Below are 16,119 nucleotides of genomic sequence, written 5' to 3'. Positions count from 1 at the left end.
GCTGCGCCGTCTGGCCGAGCTGCAATACACCCGCAACGAGATGGCCTTTGCCCGCGGCACCTTCCGGGTGCGCGGCGAGGTGATCGACATCTTTCCGGCCGAATCGGACAAGCAGGCGGTGCGCGTCGAGCTGTTTGACGACGAGATTGAGCGCATCAGCCTGTTTGATCCCCTCACCGGCGCCGTCGAGCAGACGGTGGCGCGCTGGACCGTCTACCCCAAGACCCACTACGCCACCCCGCGCGAGACCATCCTCGGGGCCATCGACAAGATCAAGGAGGAGCTGCGCGAGCGCAAGGCCACGCTGCTTTCGATGAATAAGCTGCTCGAGGAGCAGCGCATCAGCCAGCGCACCCAGTTCGACATCGAGATGATGCAGGAGCTCGGCTACTGCTCGGGCATCGAGAACTACAGCCGCTACCTGTCGGGAAGGGCGCCCGGCGAGCCGCCGCCGACCCTGTTTGACTACCTGCCGGGGGATGGCCTGCTCATCATCGATGAGTCCCACGTGACCGTGCCGCAGATCGGGGCCATGTATAAGGGCGACCGCTCGCGCAAAGAGACCCTGGTCGAGTACGGTTTTCGGCTCCCCTCGGCGCTGGACAACCGTCCGCTCAAGTTCGACGAGTTCGAGGCCCTGATGCCGCAGACCGTGTTTGTCTCGGCAACGCCCGGCCCCTACGAGCTTGGCAAGTCGGGCGGCGACGTGGTGCAGCAGGTGGTGCGCCCGACCGGCCTGCTCGATCCTGAGCTCGAGGTGCGTCCGGTCACGACCCAGGTGGACGATCTGCTCTCGGAGATCCGCCAGCGGGTGGCGGTGGACGAGCGGGTGCTGGTCACCACACTGACCAAGAAGATGGCCGAGGACTTGACCGAGTACCTGGCCGATCACGACGTCAAGGTGCGTTATCTGCACTCGGACATCGACACGGTGGAGCGGGTCGAGATCATCCGCGATCTGCGTCTGGGCAAGTTTGACGTGGTGGTGGGGATCAACCTGCTGCGCGAGGGGCTCGACATGCCGGAGGTCTCCCTGGTGGCGATCCTCGATGCCGACAAGGAGGGGTTCCTGCGCTCCACCCGATCCCTGATCCAGACCATAGGCCGGGCGGCGCGCAACGTGAACGGCAAGGTGATCCTCTATGGCGACCGCATCACCGAGTCGATGCGGGTGGCCATCGAGGAGACCGAGCGGCGCCGCGCCTTGCAGCATGAGCACAACCTCAAGCACGGCATCGTGCCCAAGGGGCTCAACAAGAAGATTGTCGACATGATGGACACAGGTGGCGAAAGTGGCGGCCGTGCCCATCGGCGTAAGGAGGCCGAACCCAAGGCGCGCCACGAGCGGCGCAGTGCCGCCGAGATCGCCCGCGAGATCAAGCGCCTCGAGGAGCAGATGTTCGAGCACGCCAGAAACCTCGAGTTCGAGCAGGCGGCCGCCCTGCGCGATCAGGTGGCGCAGCTGCGCAGCGAGCTGCTGGAGTAGTGACAAAAAAGGCCCTGTGAGGGCCTTTTTTGTGGGAGCAGAGGAAGGGGAGTTAAAGCCACCCTTTTCGCTTGAAGAAGAAGTAGGTGCCAAAGGCCGAGAGCATCATCAGCCCGAGGGACATGGGGTAGCCGTAATCCCAGGCCAGCTCCTCCATGTGGGCGAAGTTCATGCCGTAGATACTGGCAATCAGGGTGGGGGGCAGAAACACCACGGCGGCCACCGAGAAGATCTTGATCACCTTGTTCTGCTCTAGGTTGGTCACCCCCATGGCGGCTTCGAGCTGGAAGTTGATCTTGTCGAAGATGAACTGGGTGTGGGGCAGCAGGGACTCCACGTCGTGCAGCATCTCGTCGATCCACTTGGCCTGCTCGTTGCTCATGCGCTGGCGCAGGCTGCGCTTTAAAAAGCGCAAGGCGCGGCGGGTATCGTGCAAAGAGAGTCGGATCTGGCCGTTGGTCTCTTCCTGAGCGATCAGCTCCTTGAGCATGGGGGTCAGCTGGTTGGCGTCGAACACCTGATCGGCGGTGCCTTCCAGGGTCTTGTAGCCATCCTCGATGAGATCGGAGAGATACTCGACCTTGAGGTTTTGCACCTCCAGCAACACGTCGAAGGCATCTTCCACCTCGAGCCTATCCTGGCGCATGTAGTGACGCAGCAGGCGAACCAGCCCGATATCCTCCTCCCGGATACTGATCAGCAGATTGCTGCGCAGGGTAAAGGAAACGTGTACCCCCTTGGTGTCACGGCCGATACGCTGGGGGAAGAGGGAGTGGATATGCAGACCATCGGTGTCCCAATAGAAACGAGCCGACGCCTCGATGTCGTCGAGCTCCTCTTTATCCGGCACCTCTTCGAGGAACAGACCCGTCAACCACTCCCGCTCCTCGTCGTCGGGCTTGTAGACGTCCAGCCAGATGGTGTTGTCAGGCAGGACATCGTCCGGACCCAGGGTGTGGATGTCCAGCACCTGATTGTTGAGGATGTAGGCGGTAATCATCTGTTTCCCCCCTTGTTGCAGTTGGGTTGGCAGGGATGGTCACTCAGGTTTATGCGGCGCCCGAAGGGACGACAGAGGAATGCAACCGACGCATAGGCCGAAAGAAAGAAAAACCTGACTGCGGCGAACTATACAGGGGCAGGTCGCCGTTGTCAGGGTTATTCAGTGAATATTCAATGGGTTTGCTCAAAAAAAGAGCGGGTTAAGATCACAGGCCGGGGTAGTTGGGGCCCGAGCCTCCCTGGGGGGGCGTCCAGCGGATATTCTGGCTGGGATCCTTGATGTCACAGGTCTTGCAGTGGATGCAGTTGGCGGCATTGATCTGAAAATGCGGCTCCCCCTCGCGCTCGAGGATCTCAAACACCCCGGCCGGGCAGTAGCGCTGGGCCGGCTCGGCCCAGTGGGCCAGATTGACCCGGATGGGGATGGAGGCGTCCTGCAACTTGAGGTGGCAGGGTTGATCCTCCTCGTGATGGAGGTTGGCGAGATAGACCGAAGAGAGGCGATCGAAGCTGAGTTTGCCATCCGGCTGCGGGTAGCTGATGGGAGTGGCCCGGCTCTGATGGCGCAAGGTGCGGTAGTCAGGTTCCGGATCGCGCAGATGCAGGGGGAGCCCGCGGGGGAAGAGGCGTTGCTCCAGCCAGTTGAAGGCGCCTCCGAGCCAGGGGCCGAAGCGGTGCAGCGCCGCCCCGAAGTGGCGGGCCCGGTGCAGACTCTCGCCCAGCCAGCTGGCGCGTAGCGCATGCTCGTAATGGGCGAGATCCGCCGGGCCGCCCGCATGCTCTGCCCGTGCCTGGATCACCGCCTCGGCCGCCAGCAGCCCCGATTTCATGGCGGTGTGGATGCCCTTGATACGTGAGAAGTCGAGGGTGCCGGCGTCGCAGCCTAGCAGCAGGCACCCCGGTGCGTGCAGGCGCGGCAACGAGTACCAGCCCCCCTTGGCGATGGCGCGAGCGCCGTAGGCGATGCGCTCGGCCCCCTCTAGGGTGCGGCGCAGCAGCGGGTGGTGTTTGAGGCGCTGGAACTCATCGAACGGGCTGAGCCAGGGGTTTTGGTAGTTGAGATCGACGATAAGACCGACGGCCACCCGATCTTCCCCCAAATGGTAGAGATAGAAGCCGCCGTGGCTGCCCTCGCCGAGGGGCCAGCCGCTGCCGTGCAGCACACGGCCCGCCTCACCGCGGCCGGGGGGCAGTTGCCAGATCTCCTTAAATCCAATGGCGTAGTGCTGGGGCTGGCGCCCGGCATCGAGCCCGAACTGTTCGATGAGCTGCTTGCCAAGATGACCGCGGGCCCCTTCGGCCAGCAGGGTGTAGCGGCCATACAGCGCCATGCCGGGGACGTGATCGGCCCGTGGCTCCCCCTGCTTGTTAAGGCCGAGATCGCCGGTGATGATCCCTTTGATATGCCCTTCTTCAATGATCAGCTCGCTGGCGGCAAAGCCGGGGTAGATCTCGACCCCGAGCGCCTCGGCCTCCTTGGCCAGCCAGCGGCAGAGCTGGCCCAGGCTGATGATATGACTCTCTGGGTTATGCATGGAGGGAGGGACGGCCCAGCCGGGCAGGCGCACGGCGCGTTGCCCATTGATGAGCAGATGGATCTCATCACGGGTCACCGGCGTACCCAGCGGCGCCTCTTGCCAGCGCTCGGGAAAGAGTTCGCGCAGGGCGATTGCATCAAACAGGGCGCCGGAGATAAGGTGGGCGCCAATCTCGGCCCCCTTCTCCAGTAGACAGACGGAAAGATCGGGGGCCTGCTGTTTGAGGGCAATCGCGGCCGTCAGCCCGGCGGGGCCTGCCCCCACGATTATCACGTCGAATTCCATTGCTTCGCGTTCCATCTTGCCCCCGCATCCGATTTGTCATAGGTTGTTGCTGAAGTTTACGTAAACGTAAACATATATTCGAACCCTGGCAACCGCGGCGCCCGCTTAGGCTCTGTTGCTGCCACCACTCAACCAAGGAGTGATCATGAAACTGCTGGTCGCCATCAAGCGGGTCATCGATTACAACGTCAAGGTCCGCGTGCGTCCCGATGGCACGGATGTAGATCTTGCCAACGTCAAGATGGGGATCAACCCCTTTTGTGAGATCGCGGTGGAAGAGGCGGTGCGCCTGCGTGAGCGCGGGGAGGCCAGCGAGCTGGTGGTGGTCACCTTCGGCCCCGAGGCGGCGGCCGAGCCGTTGCGCCACGCCTTGGCGCTGGGCGCCGATCGGGCACTGCATTATCAGAGCGATCAGCGTCTTGAGCCGCTCACCGTGGCGCGAGCCCTGGCTGAGGTATGCCGGCAAGAGCTGCCGGATCTGGTGTTGCTTGGCAAGCAGTCCATCGACAGCGATAACGGCCAGGTGCCGGCGCTGCTCGGCACCCTGCTGGAGTGGCCAGTGGCGCAGTGTGCGTCACGTCTTCAGGTCGACGGTGATGAGCTGCAGGTGGCCTGTGAGGTTGACGGTGGGATTGAGACGGTGGCGCTGGGCTTGCCGGCGGTGGTGAGCGTGGATCTACGCCTCAACGAGCCGCGCTTTGCCTCGCTGCCCAATATCATGAAGGCCAAGCGCAAGCCCCTCGAGACGCATGAGTTTGAGGCGCTCGGGGTGGTGGCGCCGGGTCAGATCACCCTGCTCGGGGTGATGGCGCCCCCGACGCGCCACAGTGGCGTTCGGGTCGGCTCGGTGGATGAGCTGGTGAGCAAACTCAAAGATGAAGCCAAGGTGATTTCATGAAGGTGCTGATCATTGCCGAGCAGTACGCCGGCCATCTGGCCGGTCACGTGACGCGTCTGGTGGGGGCGGCCGCCGCCTTGAGTGAGGGGTGCGATCTGCTGCTGCTGGGGGAGGGGGCCGAGCAGGCCGCCACCGAGGCCGCCGAGCTGGCCGGTGTGGCGAGTGTCAAGGTGGCTACGGGGCTGAGCCAGAGTGGGCAGCTCGGCGCCGACCAGGCCTTGCTGCCGCTGCTGGCCGGCTATCAGGCCTGCCTGATGGCCGCCGACAGCCTGGGGCGCGATCTGCTGCCTCGTCTGGCGGCCCGTCTTGGGGTGGAGCCTCTGAGCGATGTGGTGGCCATCGAAGATGCGCAGACCTTTGTTCGCCCCATCTATGCAGGGAATGCGCTGGCGCGTGTGCGCCTGAGTGCCCCGCTGCGGCTGTTGACGCTGCGCAGCACCGCCTTTGATCCGGTGGGAAGGCAGCCGGCGGCGCCCATCGAGAGGCTGGCGCTGCATGATATGCCCGGGCGTGCCCGCGTGCTGGCTTACCATGCCCAGTGCTCGGCACGCCCCGAGCTGACGACGGCCAGGGTGGTGGTGGCCGGGGGGCGTGCACTCGGCTCGCGCGAGCAGTTCGCCCTGATCGAAGCGCTGGCCGACAAACTCGGCGCCGCCGTGGGCGCCTCACGGGCCGCGGTGGATGCCGGCTTTGTGGGTAACGAGCTGCAAGTGGGGCAGACTGGCAAGGTGGTGGCTCCCGAGCTCTACATCGCCGTCGGTATCTCCGGGGCCATCCAGCATCTGGCCGGGATGAAGGGGTCGCGGGTGATTGTGGCGATCAACAAGGACCCGGAGGCGCCCATCTTCCAGATTGCCGATTATGGCCTGGTGGGGGATCTTTTCACCCTGTTGCCCGAGTTGATCGAAAAGATCTAGCGGGGCCGCCTACGCCACTCATGCCGGGCGCTAGGCCGATAGCGTGAGTGAGCGTACGGGGTTGGCGGATCAGGCGTGGTCTGCTTCATTTCGGTGCAAAAATGCGAGGTCGCTCGCAAAAAGCCTTTGCTCACTAAGGCGGTTCGGTGTAAAAGCATCTTTCTTAACGGATCACGCCATGGAACTGTCATGAACCAAAAAATCTACAATTTCTGCGCTGGCCCGGCCATGCTGCCGGTGCCGGTGATGGAACGCGCCCAGCGCGAATTCTGTAACTTCCAGGGACTGGGTGCCTCGGTGATGGAGCTTTCCCACCGCGGCAAAGAGTTCATGGCGGTGGCCGCCAAGGCCGAGCAGGATCTGCGCGATCTGCTGGCGATCCCCGACAACTACAAGGTGCTCTTCATGCACGGCGGCGGCCGCGGCCAGTTCTCTGCGGTGCCGCTGAACCTGCTCGGTGGCGACAACCAGAAGGCCGACTATCTGCTGACCGGTGTCTGGTCGCAGGGGGCCCTCAAGGAAGGGGTCAAGTTCGGCGACATGCAAGGGCATGCCGGCAGCGTCAAGGGTGAGGACGGCATCACCCGTCTGCTGCCGACACCGGCCTTCCGCGCCGATGCGGCCTATGTGCACTACTGCCCGAATGAAACCATCGAGGGGGTCGAGATGTTCGATATCCCCGAGACCGGCGACATTCCGTTGGTGGCGGATCTCTCCTCGACCATCCTCTCTCGCCCCATCGATGTGAGCCGCTTTGGCATCATCTATGCCGGTGCCCAGAAAAATATCGGCCCCTCCGGGCTGGCGATCGCCATCGTGCGCGACGATCTGCTGGACAAGGCGCGCGCCGATGTCCCCGCCGTGCTCGACTATCGCCTCACCGCCGAGCATGACTCCATGTTCAACACCCCGCCCACCTACGCCTGGTATCTGGCCGGGCTGGTGTTCGAGTGGCTCAAGGAGATCGGCGGTCTGGCCGAGATGGAAGCCCGCAACAAGGCCAAGGCCGCGCTGCTGTACGACTACATCGACAACTCCAGCTTCTACTCCAACAGCGTGGACTCGGCCTGCCGCTCGCGCATGAACGTGCCGTTCCAGCTCAAAAACCCCGAGCTCGATGCCCGTTTCCTGGCGGAGTCCAAAGAGGCCGGTCTGCTGGCGCTCAAGGGGCACAAGCTGGTGGGGGGCATGCGTGCCAGCCTCTATAACGCCATGCCCATCGAGGGTGTCCAGGCGCTGATCGCGTTCATGGAGCGATTCGCCAACACCCACGGCTGATGCTCCCGGGTGACAGCGAAGCGGCGCCTGGGTTCCCCCTGGCGCCGTTTTTTTATCGCGCGCAGCAAGAGTCTTGCCGCCGCCTGCCGTGGCTGTTAACGTCCAGAGCAGGTCCGCTTTTTTGCTTACGTACAGGATGTCTATGAAGTCGTTATCCCTTGAGCCGATCGCCCGCGTGGCAGGCACTGTCAATCTGCCCGGCTCCAAGAGCGTGTCCAACCGCGCCTTGTTGCTTGCCGCCCTGGCGCGCGGCACCACCCGTCTTACCAACCTGCTCGACAGCGATGACATTCGTCACATGCTCGAGGCGCTCACCCTGCTCGGGGTGCGCTATCAGCTCTCGGCCGACAAGACCGAGTGCACCGTGCATGGCCTGGGTCGCAGCTTTGCCAGCAAGGAGACGGTGCGCCTGTTTCTTGGCAACGCCGGCACCGCCATGCGCCCCCTGTGCGCCGCCCTGTGCCTGGGATCGGGCGAATACCTGCTGACCGGTGAGCCGCGCATGGAAGAGCGCCCCATCGGCCACCTGGTCGATGCCCTGCGCGAAGCCGGTGCCCATATCCAATACCTGAAAAACGAAGGTTTCCCGCCGTTGGCCATCGATGCCAAGGGGCTGTGGGGCGGTGACGTGCACGTCGACGGCTCGGTCTCGAGCCAGTTTCTCACCGCCTTCCTGATGGCTGCCCCGATGGCGGCCGGCGATACCCGCATCCACATCAAGGGAGAGCTGGTCTCCAAGCCCTACATCGACATCACGCTGCACATCATGAAGCAGTTCGGGGTGGTGGTGGAGCACGACAACTACCAGACCTTCTACATCAAGGGCAATCAGACCTACGTCAGCCCGGGGGATTTTCTGGTGGAGGGGGATGCCTCGAGCGCCTCTTATTTCCTCGCTGCCGGCGCCATCAAGGGCAAGGTGCGGGTCACCGGGATCGGCAAGCACAGCATCCAGGGCGATATCCACTTTGCCGACGTGCTGGAGAAGATGGGCGCGCGCATCACCTGGGGCGATGATTTCATCGAAGCCGAGCAGGGCGAGCTGCATGGCATCGACATGGACATGAACCACATCCCCGATGCGGCCATGACCATCGCCACCACGGCGCTGTTTGCCGAGGGGCCGACCACCATCCGCAACATCTACAACTGGCGGGTGAAAGAGACCGATCGCCTGAGCGCCATGGCGACCGAGCTGCGCAAGCTCGGGGTCGAGGTTGACGAGGGGCACGACTACATTCGCGTCACCCCGGCCGCGCACTTGCAGCATGCGGCCATCGACACCTACAACGATCACCGCATCGCCATGTGTTTCTCCCTGGTGGCCCTCTCCGATACGCCCGTCACCATCAATGATCCGGGTTGTACCTCAAAAACCTTCCCCGACTACTTCACCAAGCTGGCCTCCATCAGCGTGAGTGAGTGACCTTCCGGCCCGCCTTCTGGCGGGCCTTTAGCATGCTTTATGTATCTTGCAAGCTTGAGATCGAAAATATTTTTTAGTGTGATGTAATTTTCTATTTACACATGGCAGTGTGCGGGCTAGATTGGAATTTCTTCGTTGTATGCATTTACGCAGGAAACCATTATGCAGCACCAAACCGACGACGTTCGTATCAAGGAAATCAAAGAGTTACTGCCACCTGTCGCGGTGCTGGAGAAGTTTCCGGCCACCGAAACTGCCAGCCACACCGTCTATGAGAGCCGTCAGGCCATCCACCGGATCCTCAATGGCGAGGACGATCGCCTGCTGGTGGTGATCGGCCCTTGCTCCATTCACGATACCCAGGCCGCCATCGAGTACGGCAAGCGCCTGCTGGCCCTGCGCGACGAGCTCAAGGGTGAGCTGGAGGTGGTGATGCGGGTCTATTTCGAGAAGCCGCGCACCACGGTCGGTTGGAAGGGGCTCATCAACGATCCCTATCTCGACAACAGCTGCCAGATCAACGACGGTCTGCGCATCGGCCGCAAGCTGCTGCTCGATCTCAACGACATGGGAATGCCGACCGCCTCCGAGTTCCTCGACATGATCACCCCGCAATACGTGGCCGATCTGATGAGCTGGGGCGCCATCGGCGCGCGTACCACCGAATCCCAGGTGCACCGCGAGCTGGCTTCCGGCCTCTCCTGCCCGGTTGGCTTCAAGAACGGCACCGACGGCACCATCAAGGTGGCCATCGATGCCATCGGCGCCGCCAGTGCCTCCCACCACTTCCTGTCGGTGACCAAGTACGGTCACTCGGCCATCGTCGCCACCGCTGGTAACCCGGATTGCCACATCATTTTGCGTGGCGGCCGCGAGCCGAACTACAGCGCCAGCCACGTGGCCGAGGTGTGCACCGGCCTTGAGAAGTCGGGCCTGCCGCAGAAGGTGATGATCGACTTCAGCCACGCCAACAGCAGCAAGCAGTTCAAGAACCAGATGCTGGTGGCCGAGGATGTGGCGGCTCAGATCGCCGGGGGCAGCCAGGCCGTGTTCGGGGTCATGGTGGAGAGCCATCTGGTGGAGGGGCGCCAGGATCTGAAAGAGGGCTGCGAGCTGACCTTCGGCCAGAGCATCACCGATGCCTGCATCGGCTGGGAAGACACCGAGCTGTTGCTGCGCCGCATGGCTGCCGCCATCAAGGCGCGCCGCGCTTAAGGCGCATCGGATAGGGAAAAGGGCTGCCATGGGCAGCCCTTTTTGTTGCGATCTGGATTGGGATGGCAGGGGGAGCGCCAGGCAAAGGCGTGAATGGCGTGGGCTGATTGCCCGCATGTGCAGTGGCGCAAGGCCACGACGCGATGGCCGGCGCAGGCGTTCAGTGCCGACTCAAGAGGGATATCCCCGGATGGCGCGCTAATCTGCGGGGTTATTTTTGCTCCTCCACCCGCACGCTGAGGCTGCCCTCGGCGAGGCGAACCGACAGCGGCTGGCCGATGTGGGTGTCTGCGGCACGCTGCACGACCTTGCCCTGCTCGTCACGCAAGATGGCGTAACCGCGCCCCAGGGTCGCCAGCGGGCTCACTCCATCGAGGCGAGCGGCCAGCATGCCGATGCGGTGGCTGCGTGTGGCCAGCAGACGCGCCATGGCGCTGCCAAGGCGCTCGGCCGCCAGTTGTTGATGGCGGCGCCCCTCTTCGATGCGGCGCTGCGGGGTGTGGCGCTCAAGGCGTTGTGCCAGTTGGCCAAGGTGGCGCTCGCTGCCTTGCAGTTGGCGCTGCATCTGGCGCTCGAGGCGCAGGGCCAGCTCGTCGAGGCGCTGCGACTGCTGCTCTAGCGTACGCTTGGGATCGCGATGTTCAAGGCGCTTGCCCAGCAGGGCGAGGTGGTGACGACGCTCTTGCAGCTGCTGCGCGATGGCGCGATGCAGGCTTCGTGCGAGGACGGCAAGGCGCTCGCGCAGTTGCCCCTGATCCGGCGCCACCAGCTCGGCGGCGGCAGACGGGGTGGGGGCGCGCAGATCTGCCACGAAGTCGCTGATGGTCACATCCACCTCATGGCCCACCGCACTCACCACCGGGATGCGGGAGTGGGCGATGGCGCGCGCGACCGCCTCTTCGTTGAAACACCAGAGATCTTCGAGTGAGCCACCGCCACGGCCGACGATGAGCACATCCACCTCGTCTCTGCGGTTGGCCGTGTAGAGGGCATGGACAATCTGGCCGATGGCCGCCTGACCCTGAACCTGGGTCGGGTAGATGATGACGGGCAGGGCAGGGGCGCGCCGGCGCAGCACGGTGAGCATGTCGTGCAGCGCCGCCCCGGTGGCGGAGGTAATGATGCCGACCGCTCTGGGCTGGGTGGGCAGCGGACGTTTGCGCTCGGCGGCAAACAGCCCTTCGGCGGCGAGGCGCTGCTTGAGCTCCTCAAAGCGCATCGCCAGCACCCCGTCACCGGCCGGTTGCATGCTCTCGATGATGAGCTGGTAGTCGCCGCGCGGCTCGTAGAGGGAGACGTGCGCCTGCACCAGCACCTGCATGCCATCGCGTGGGCGCATGGCGACCCGGCGGTTGCTGCCCTTGAACATGGCGCAGCGCACCTGGGAGGAGAGATCCTTGAGCGAGAAGTACCAGTGGCCGGAGGCGGGCATGGCGAGGTTGGAGATCTCCCCATTGAGCCAGACGGTGCCGAGCTCGTGCTCGAGCAGCATGCGTACGGCGCTATTGAGGCGGGTGACGGTGAAGACCTGGGGTTGGGTGGATGAGTGCAAGGCAAACCCTTCAGTTGGTCGGTGGCAAGAGATAAACGCGCCTTATCTTACCTCAGGGCCGCGCGCCTGCCGAGGCGAACCGCCGCCAAAAGGGTCAATGAGCAGGGTGATTTGCCTGAGTTGACGATAGATGGCCGGGTCGCGCGACATCGGCACCCGCCCCGCTTTTTGCGCTGCGTTGATGCCGGCTTGGCATACCTGAGGGTCTCCCTTGTCAGCCATCATGGCGGTGATGGCCCCATCGTTGGCCAGGGTCAGGGTCAACCGACAGGTTTTACCTCTCATGGCTGGGTCGGTTTTCATGTGCCGGCGAAGCGTATCGACGATCAAGGCGCCATGGTGCCCTGTTTCTGAATCGGGCCCCCGATTCCGTTGGGCGTCTAATAATGCCATGCGGGCCGCCTGTCGCTTGGCCTCTAAATCCGCGTGATTAGGAATATCGCCAGCCTCACTGGAGGCGGATGAGGTTTGCTGGACGAGGGAATAAAAAGCGTGGAGGGTGGGTTCCCACTTCGCATAGTAATAGCCACTCGCGATACCGGCTGAAAATCCAATCATGAGCGCGAGCACTGTGTTTAATCGAAACCTAATTTCACGGGACATGCGGGTGCGCTCTTATTGTGAATCACGCTGTTTCTCTCAAGCAAATTAAAAATGCCGTGAAAATAGCACAGACGCGACAATGACATGCCATTTTTATATGCGTTTTTTTATTTGAATGCCCCCACATTTTAGTGGGAAAGACGTAAGAATGTCAGAATAATCCCAGAATAATCCCAGTCTATCCCCTTGATTACCCTTCTTTATTTTGAAAGCGCTCTCAGTCACAAATGTCAGAGAGTGAACCCGATAAGGGTCACATTACGCATTCATCTACGACAAGAAAACGTTTTTTCTCTCTAGACTGAACCCGCTCATCTGATGTTCGGGCGGTTGCAGGTGGGAGCGTCATGCCGGTACGCGGGTCCGGCATATTACTTAAAAGAAATAAAGGATTATCAATGGCTAAATGGATAATTGCCGCTGGCTTGTTTGGGTCGCTCGTGATCCCTCCGAGCGCAGGTGCGGCAGAATGGTTCTTCCGGGGCACCCCGAATGGTTGGGCGGCGACCGCCATGACCTCAAGCGACGGGGTGAATTTTGAGACTTGCCAGCTGTTCCAGGCAGGCGACGCCACGGGCGGCCCTCGCTTCAAGGTGGACCGGTATGGCAACTGGCAGCAGAGCTATCCGGGCGCTGACTATGTGGTCAACGCCAACACCCACTACCAGGTACGCATCAACACCAGTAACAACGCCGTCTCCGCGACGGCAGTCGCCAGCTGCGACAGCCAGGGGTTTGCCAAGACACTGCCGCAGTTGCAGGCGCGTGGCACCTTCAATGGTTGGGCCAGCACGGCGATGACCCTGGTGGCCGATCACCTGTGGCAGGTGGACGTGCAGATGAACGGCCAGGCCAACCAACGCTTCAAGTTTGATCAGGCGGGGGATTGGGCCACCAACTTTGGCGACAGCAACGGCGACGGCGTGCTGGAGCGCGGCGGCAACGACATCCTCTGGAGTGGCACCGGTGCGGTGCGCCTGCAGGTGAACGATCAGACCATGGCTTACAGCGTGACGGCGCTGGGAGGCGACAACCAGGCTCCGCTCGCGGTGATCACCCCGGGTGGCACGGTGCAAGTGGCGATCGGTGACAGCCTGACCCTGAGTGCTGCCGACTCCACCGATCCGGATGGCCAGATTGTCAGCTACCTCTGGAGCAGCGGTGAAACCACCGAAAGCATCGTCATCAACACCAGCAAGGCGGGCACCTATCCCTACACCCTGACCGTCACCGACGATCAGGGCGCCAAGGCCAGCAGCAGCGTGAGCGTGGTGGTCAAGGAGACGGTGGTCACCGACAAGTGGTACTTCCGCGGCACCCCCAACAACTGGGGCACCACGCCGATGGAGAGCAGCGACGGGCTCACCTTCTGTACCGAGCAAAGCTTTGGGGCGAGCGATCCCCGCTTCAAGATTGACCACAAGGGTGACTGGACCGAGGCCTATCCGACTCAGGATTACAAGGTCACGGCCAACACCAGCTACCGCATCTGCTTCGATGCCAAGACCAAGGCGATCGCCCTCGATGCGCAGCAGGGGGTCGATACCCAGGCACCGACCGTGAGTGCCTCGCCGGCGGCGGGCTCCTATACCCAGTCCCAGTCGATCACCCTGAGTGTGAGCGACGATCAGGACAGCGCGCCCAAGGTCTATTTCACCACCGATGGCAGCAAGCCCTCCACCTCATCCCCGCTCTACGCCGGTCAGGCCATCGTGGCGAGCGATAAGGGCAGTGGCGCCGATCTGGTGATCAAGACCCTGAGCGTCGATGCCACCGGCAATCAGCGCGAGCAGAGCTTTAGTTACTACATCGGCGAGCAGAGCGTGGCCAGCGGTGATTTCCGTGGCGAGAGCATCTACTTCCTGATGACGGCGCGCTTCTATGACGGCGATAGCAATAACAACTACTACAACCGTGACCGCTACAAGGCGGGCGATCCCCAGTGGCGTGGCGACTTCAAGGGGCTTATCGAGAAGCTCGACTACATCAAGGATCTCGGCTTTACCGCCATCTGGGTTACCCCGCCGGTGGAGAACCGCTCCGGTCTCGATTATCACGGCTACCACGCCTATGACTTCTACCGGGTTGATCCCCGTCTCGAGTCGCCGGGCGCCGGTTACCGTGAGTTTATCCAGGCCGCCCACGCCAAGGGGATCAAGGTGATCCAGGACGTGGTGGTGAACCACTCGAGCCAGTACGGCTTGCGTGGCAAGGTGTGGATCGATCATCTGCCCATCAAATACTACGTACCCCGTGGCTCCCAGCAGGGACTCATCAACAATGGCCCCTATCAGGGCAACCTGGGTGATTACGCCAGCACCAACCGCTGTGACGATGACAACCCGGTCGCGCCTGACTGGTACCGTGCCCGTTGCCAGTCTGATCCTAACGGTACCACCCCGCTGATCGATCCCAAGACCGGTGCCACCGTACCAAGCCCTGGTTACGATCCCAATCGCTTCTTCGCCATCGACGCGCAGACGCTGGACCCGAACTGGTACCACCTCGACGGTTTCATGTCGGGCGGTGACTGGGAGTCGCAGCTCTCCTTGCAGCGCAAGCACATGGCAGGGGACTGCATCGATCTGGCGACCGGTAACCAGAACGTCAAGGACTACATCAACGGCGCTATCCACCAGTACCTCGACATGGGGGTGGATGCCATTCGCGTCGATACTCTCAAGCACGTCGAGCGTGATGAGCTGCTGACCTATATCCACAATTGGCAGGCTTACAAGCCGGGTCTGTTTGTATTCGGTGAGAACCTGGTCAAGGGCACCGGCTGGGGTTCGGAGATCGCCAACGACAACGCGTCGGCAGTGATCCGTCCCTGGTGGTATACCCGTACCACGCCGAACCCGGCCGATCCGCGTGCCGGCGGTGATTCGGGTCTCTCTGTGCTCGACTTCTCCCTTTTCTCGACGTTCCGTGACAACGTCACCAAGGGGAACTTCGGCGGGGTGGGTGGCATCTTCTCCATGGACTGGGTCTATGGGGATGCCACCAAGCTGGTGACCTTCTTCCAAAACCACGACGTCGGCCCGGATAACGACTTCAAGTACCGCTACGGCGGGGAAGAGGGCAATGCGGCCATGACCTATAACCTGCTGTGGACCGCGCGCGGCATCCCGACCCTCTATTACGGGGAAGAGGTGATGTTCCAGGCCGGCAAGCCGCAGGACATCGACGGGGAAACCATGACCCTCGATCAGACCGGTCGTGCCTACTACGGCGACGTGCTGGATAACCCGGCCACCGCCTCTCACCCGCTCTACCAGCACCTCAAGCGCCTGAACCAGATCCGCAAGGCCGTTCCGGCCCTGCAAAAGGCGCCGATGAGCCAGGTCAACGAGTGGGGCGCCGGTCTGAGCTTCGTGCGTGACTTGAGCGCCGAGGGAAGCTACGCGGCCGTTGGCCTCGCGGCCAACTCTGCCCAGCAGGTCACCATGAGTGGTCTCAAAAACGGCAGTTACACCGATGCCGTGACCGGCACCACCCAAAATGTCAGCAATGGCAGCCTGAGCTTCCAGGTTCCGGCCTACTCGGCCCGTATCTGGGTACTGAACGGCCCCGGCAAGGTGGGGGCTGATGGCAAATACCTGAAGTAAAGTCAGTCATCGACGTAAAGAGAGAGCCGGCCCCTTGGGCCGGCTTTTTTATCTCTGCTCGCCGGGGATGCCGGTGTTGCACTTAATTGGTGCGTGGCAGCGCACCATCTTTGTGCGTTTCACCTGACGGTGGAGGAGGGGGAGCAGCAAGAGAAGTAGGAAAATCATTTAAATACAATCAATTGCAATACTGAAGACCAAGCGAGCCTCCGTTGGGGAGCGACAGCTCGCAGATATGCTGCCTGGCTCGGCGAGGGGCGGCTCACTGTGGTGTTATGAGCTGAGACTTTCGGTGTGGTTAGCGATAAACA

General features: G+C 62.4%; 11 protein-coding genes. 7 read left to right on the top strand and 4 right to left on the bottom strand.

Features of this window, described 5'->3' with window-relative positions:
* On the top strand, nt 1-1,486 hold a 1,486-nt coding region (gene uvrB / locus BN1134_RS03615), incomplete at its 5' end, for an excinuclease ABC subunit UvrB (RefSeq protein ID WP_042045282.1).
* Nucleotides 1,487-1,538: 52 nt separating this feature from the next.
* Here uvrB and corA read toward each other — a convergent pair.
* Nucleotides 1,539-2,486, bottom strand: coding sequence for a magnesium/cobalt transporter CorA (gene corA, locus BN1134_RS03610; protein ID WP_042045281.1), 948 nt, complete (start codon nt 2,484-2,486; stop codon nt 1,539-1,541).
* Between the two features lie 208 nt (nt 2,487-2,694).
* Complete coding sequence (locus tag BN1134_RS03605; protein WP_042045280.1) at nt 2,695-4,326, bottom strand: electron transfer flavoprotein-ubiquinone oxidoreductase; 1,632 nt, start codon at nt 4,324-4,326, stop codon at nt 2,695-2,697.
* Nucleotides 4,327-4,456: 130 nt separating this feature from the next.
* Here BN1134_RS03605 and BN1134_RS03600 point away from each other — a divergent pair, with 130 nt between their 5' ends.
* From BN1134_RS03600 to aroG, 5 genes are all read left to right on the top strand, one after another.
* Complete coding sequence (locus BN1134_RS03600) at nt 4,457-5,209, top strand: electron transfer flavoprotein subunit beta/FixA family protein (protein WP_042045279.1); 753 nt, start codon at nt 4,457-4,459, stop codon at nt 5,207-5,209.
* The gene (locus BN1134_RS03595) at nt 5,206-6,126 is read left to right on the top strand and encodes an electron transfer flavoprotein subunit alpha/FixB family protein (protein WP_042045278.1); all 921 of its coding nucleotides are present in this window, start codon (nt 5,206-5,208) and stop codon (nt 6,124-6,126) included. Before BN1134_RS03600 ends, BN1134_RS03595 begins: the two co-directional genes overlap by 4 nt.
* A gap of 189 nt (nt 6,127-6,315) precedes the next feature.
* Nucleotides 6,316-7,404, top strand: a complete 1,089-nt coding sequence (gene serC / locus BN1134_RS03590) for a 3-phosphoserine/phosphohydroxythreonine transaminase (protein WP_042045277.1) — start codon at nt 6,316-6,318, stop codon at nt 7,402-7,404.
* 142 nt (nt 7,405-7,546) lie between these two features.
* The gene (gene aroA / locus BN1134_RS03585; RefSeq protein WP_042045276.1) at nt 7,547-8,830 is read left to right on the top strand and encodes a 3-phosphoshikimate 1-carboxyvinyltransferase; all 1,284 of its coding nucleotides are present in this window, start codon (nt 7,547-7,549) and stop codon (nt 8,828-8,830) included.
* A 162-nt stretch (nt 8,831-8,992) separates the two neighbouring features.
* Entirely contained in the window at nt 8,993-10,045 is a 1,053-nt protein-coding gene (aroG, locus tag BN1134_RS03580) for a 3-deoxy-7-phosphoheptulonate synthase AroG (RefSeq protein ID WP_042045275.1), read from the top strand.
* Nucleotides 10,046-10,256: 211 nt separating this feature from the next.
* On the opposite strand, the gene xseA is transcribed toward aroG, so the two are convergent.
* Both xseA and BN1134_RS03570 read right to left on the bottom strand, forming a co-directional pair.
* On the bottom strand, nt 10,257-11,537 hold the full coding sequence (gene xseA, locus BN1134_RS03575) for an exodeoxyribonuclease VII large subunit (protein WP_232300588.1): 1,281 nt from the start codon (nt 11,535-11,537) through the stop codon (nt 10,257-10,259).
* A 102-nt stretch (nt 11,538-11,639) separates the two neighbouring features.
* The gene (locus tag BN1134_RS03570; RefSeq protein ID WP_052449409.1) at nt 11,640-12,200 is read right to left on the bottom strand and encodes a cell envelope integrity TolA C-terminal domain-containing protein; all 561 of its coding nucleotides are present in this window, start codon (nt 12,198-12,200) and stop codon (nt 11,640-11,642) included.
* Nucleotides 12,201-12,598: 398 nt separating this feature from the next.
* On the opposite strand from BN1134_RS03570, the gene BN1134_RS03565 reads away from it, so the two are divergent.
* Nucleotides 12,599-15,808 carry an alpha-amylase family glycosyl hydrolase gene (locus BN1134_RS03565; RefSeq protein ID WP_232300587.1) on the top strand — a complete coding sequence of 1,070 codons (3,210 nt, stop codon included), beginning with the start codon at nt 12,599-12,601 and terminating at the stop codon, nt 15,806-15,808.
* Nucleotides 15,809-16,119: the final 311 nt, after the last annotated feature.

It is taken from the genome of Aeromonas simiae, from assembly GCF_000820125.1.
Lineage (GTDB): Bacteria > Pseudomonadota > Gammaproteobacteria > Enterobacterales > Aeromonadaceae > Aeromonas > Aeromonas simiae.
The sequence above is the reverse complement of the archived record's forward strand: the minus strand, read 5'-3'. Positions and strand labels throughout refer to the sequence as shown.

Coding starts and splice junctions, on each gene's coding strand:
- BN1134_RS03570 (WP_052449409.1), bottom strand. CDS start 12,200: ATGTCCCGTGAAATTAGGTTTCGATTAAACACAGTGCTCGCGCTCATG.
- aroG (WP_042045275.1), top strand. CDS start 8,993: ATGCAGCACCAAACCGACGACGTTCGTATCAAGGAAATCAAAGAGTTA.
- BN1134_RS03600 (WP_042045279.1), top strand. CDS start 4,457: ATGAAACTGCTGGTCGCCATCAAGCGGGTCATCGATTACAACGTCAAG.
- BN1134_RS03565 (WP_232300587.1), top strand. CDS start 12,599: ATGGCTAAATGGATAATTGCCGCTGGCTTGTTTGGGTCGCTCGTGATC.
- aroA (WP_042045276.1), top strand. CDS start 7,547: ATGAAGTCGTTATCCCTTGAGCCGATCGCCCGCGTGGCAGGCACTGTC.
- corA (WP_042045281.1), bottom strand. CDS start 2,486: ATGATTACCGCCTACATCCTCAACAATCAGGTGCTGGACATCCACACC.
- xseA (WP_232300588.1), bottom strand. CDS start 11,537: ATGCTGCTCGAGCACGAGCTCGGCACCGTCTGGCTCAATGGGGAGATC.
- BN1134_RS03595 (WP_042045278.1), top strand. CDS start 5,206: ATGAAGGTGCTGATCATTGCCGAGCAGTACGCCGGCCATCTGGCCGGT.
- BN1134_RS03605 (WP_042045280.1), bottom strand. CDS start 4,326: ATGGAACGCGAAGCAATGGAATTCGACGTGATAATCGTGGGGGCAGGC.
- serC (WP_042045277.1), top strand. CDS start 6,316: ATGAACCAAAAAATCTACAATTTCTGCGCTGGCCCGGCCATGCTGCCG.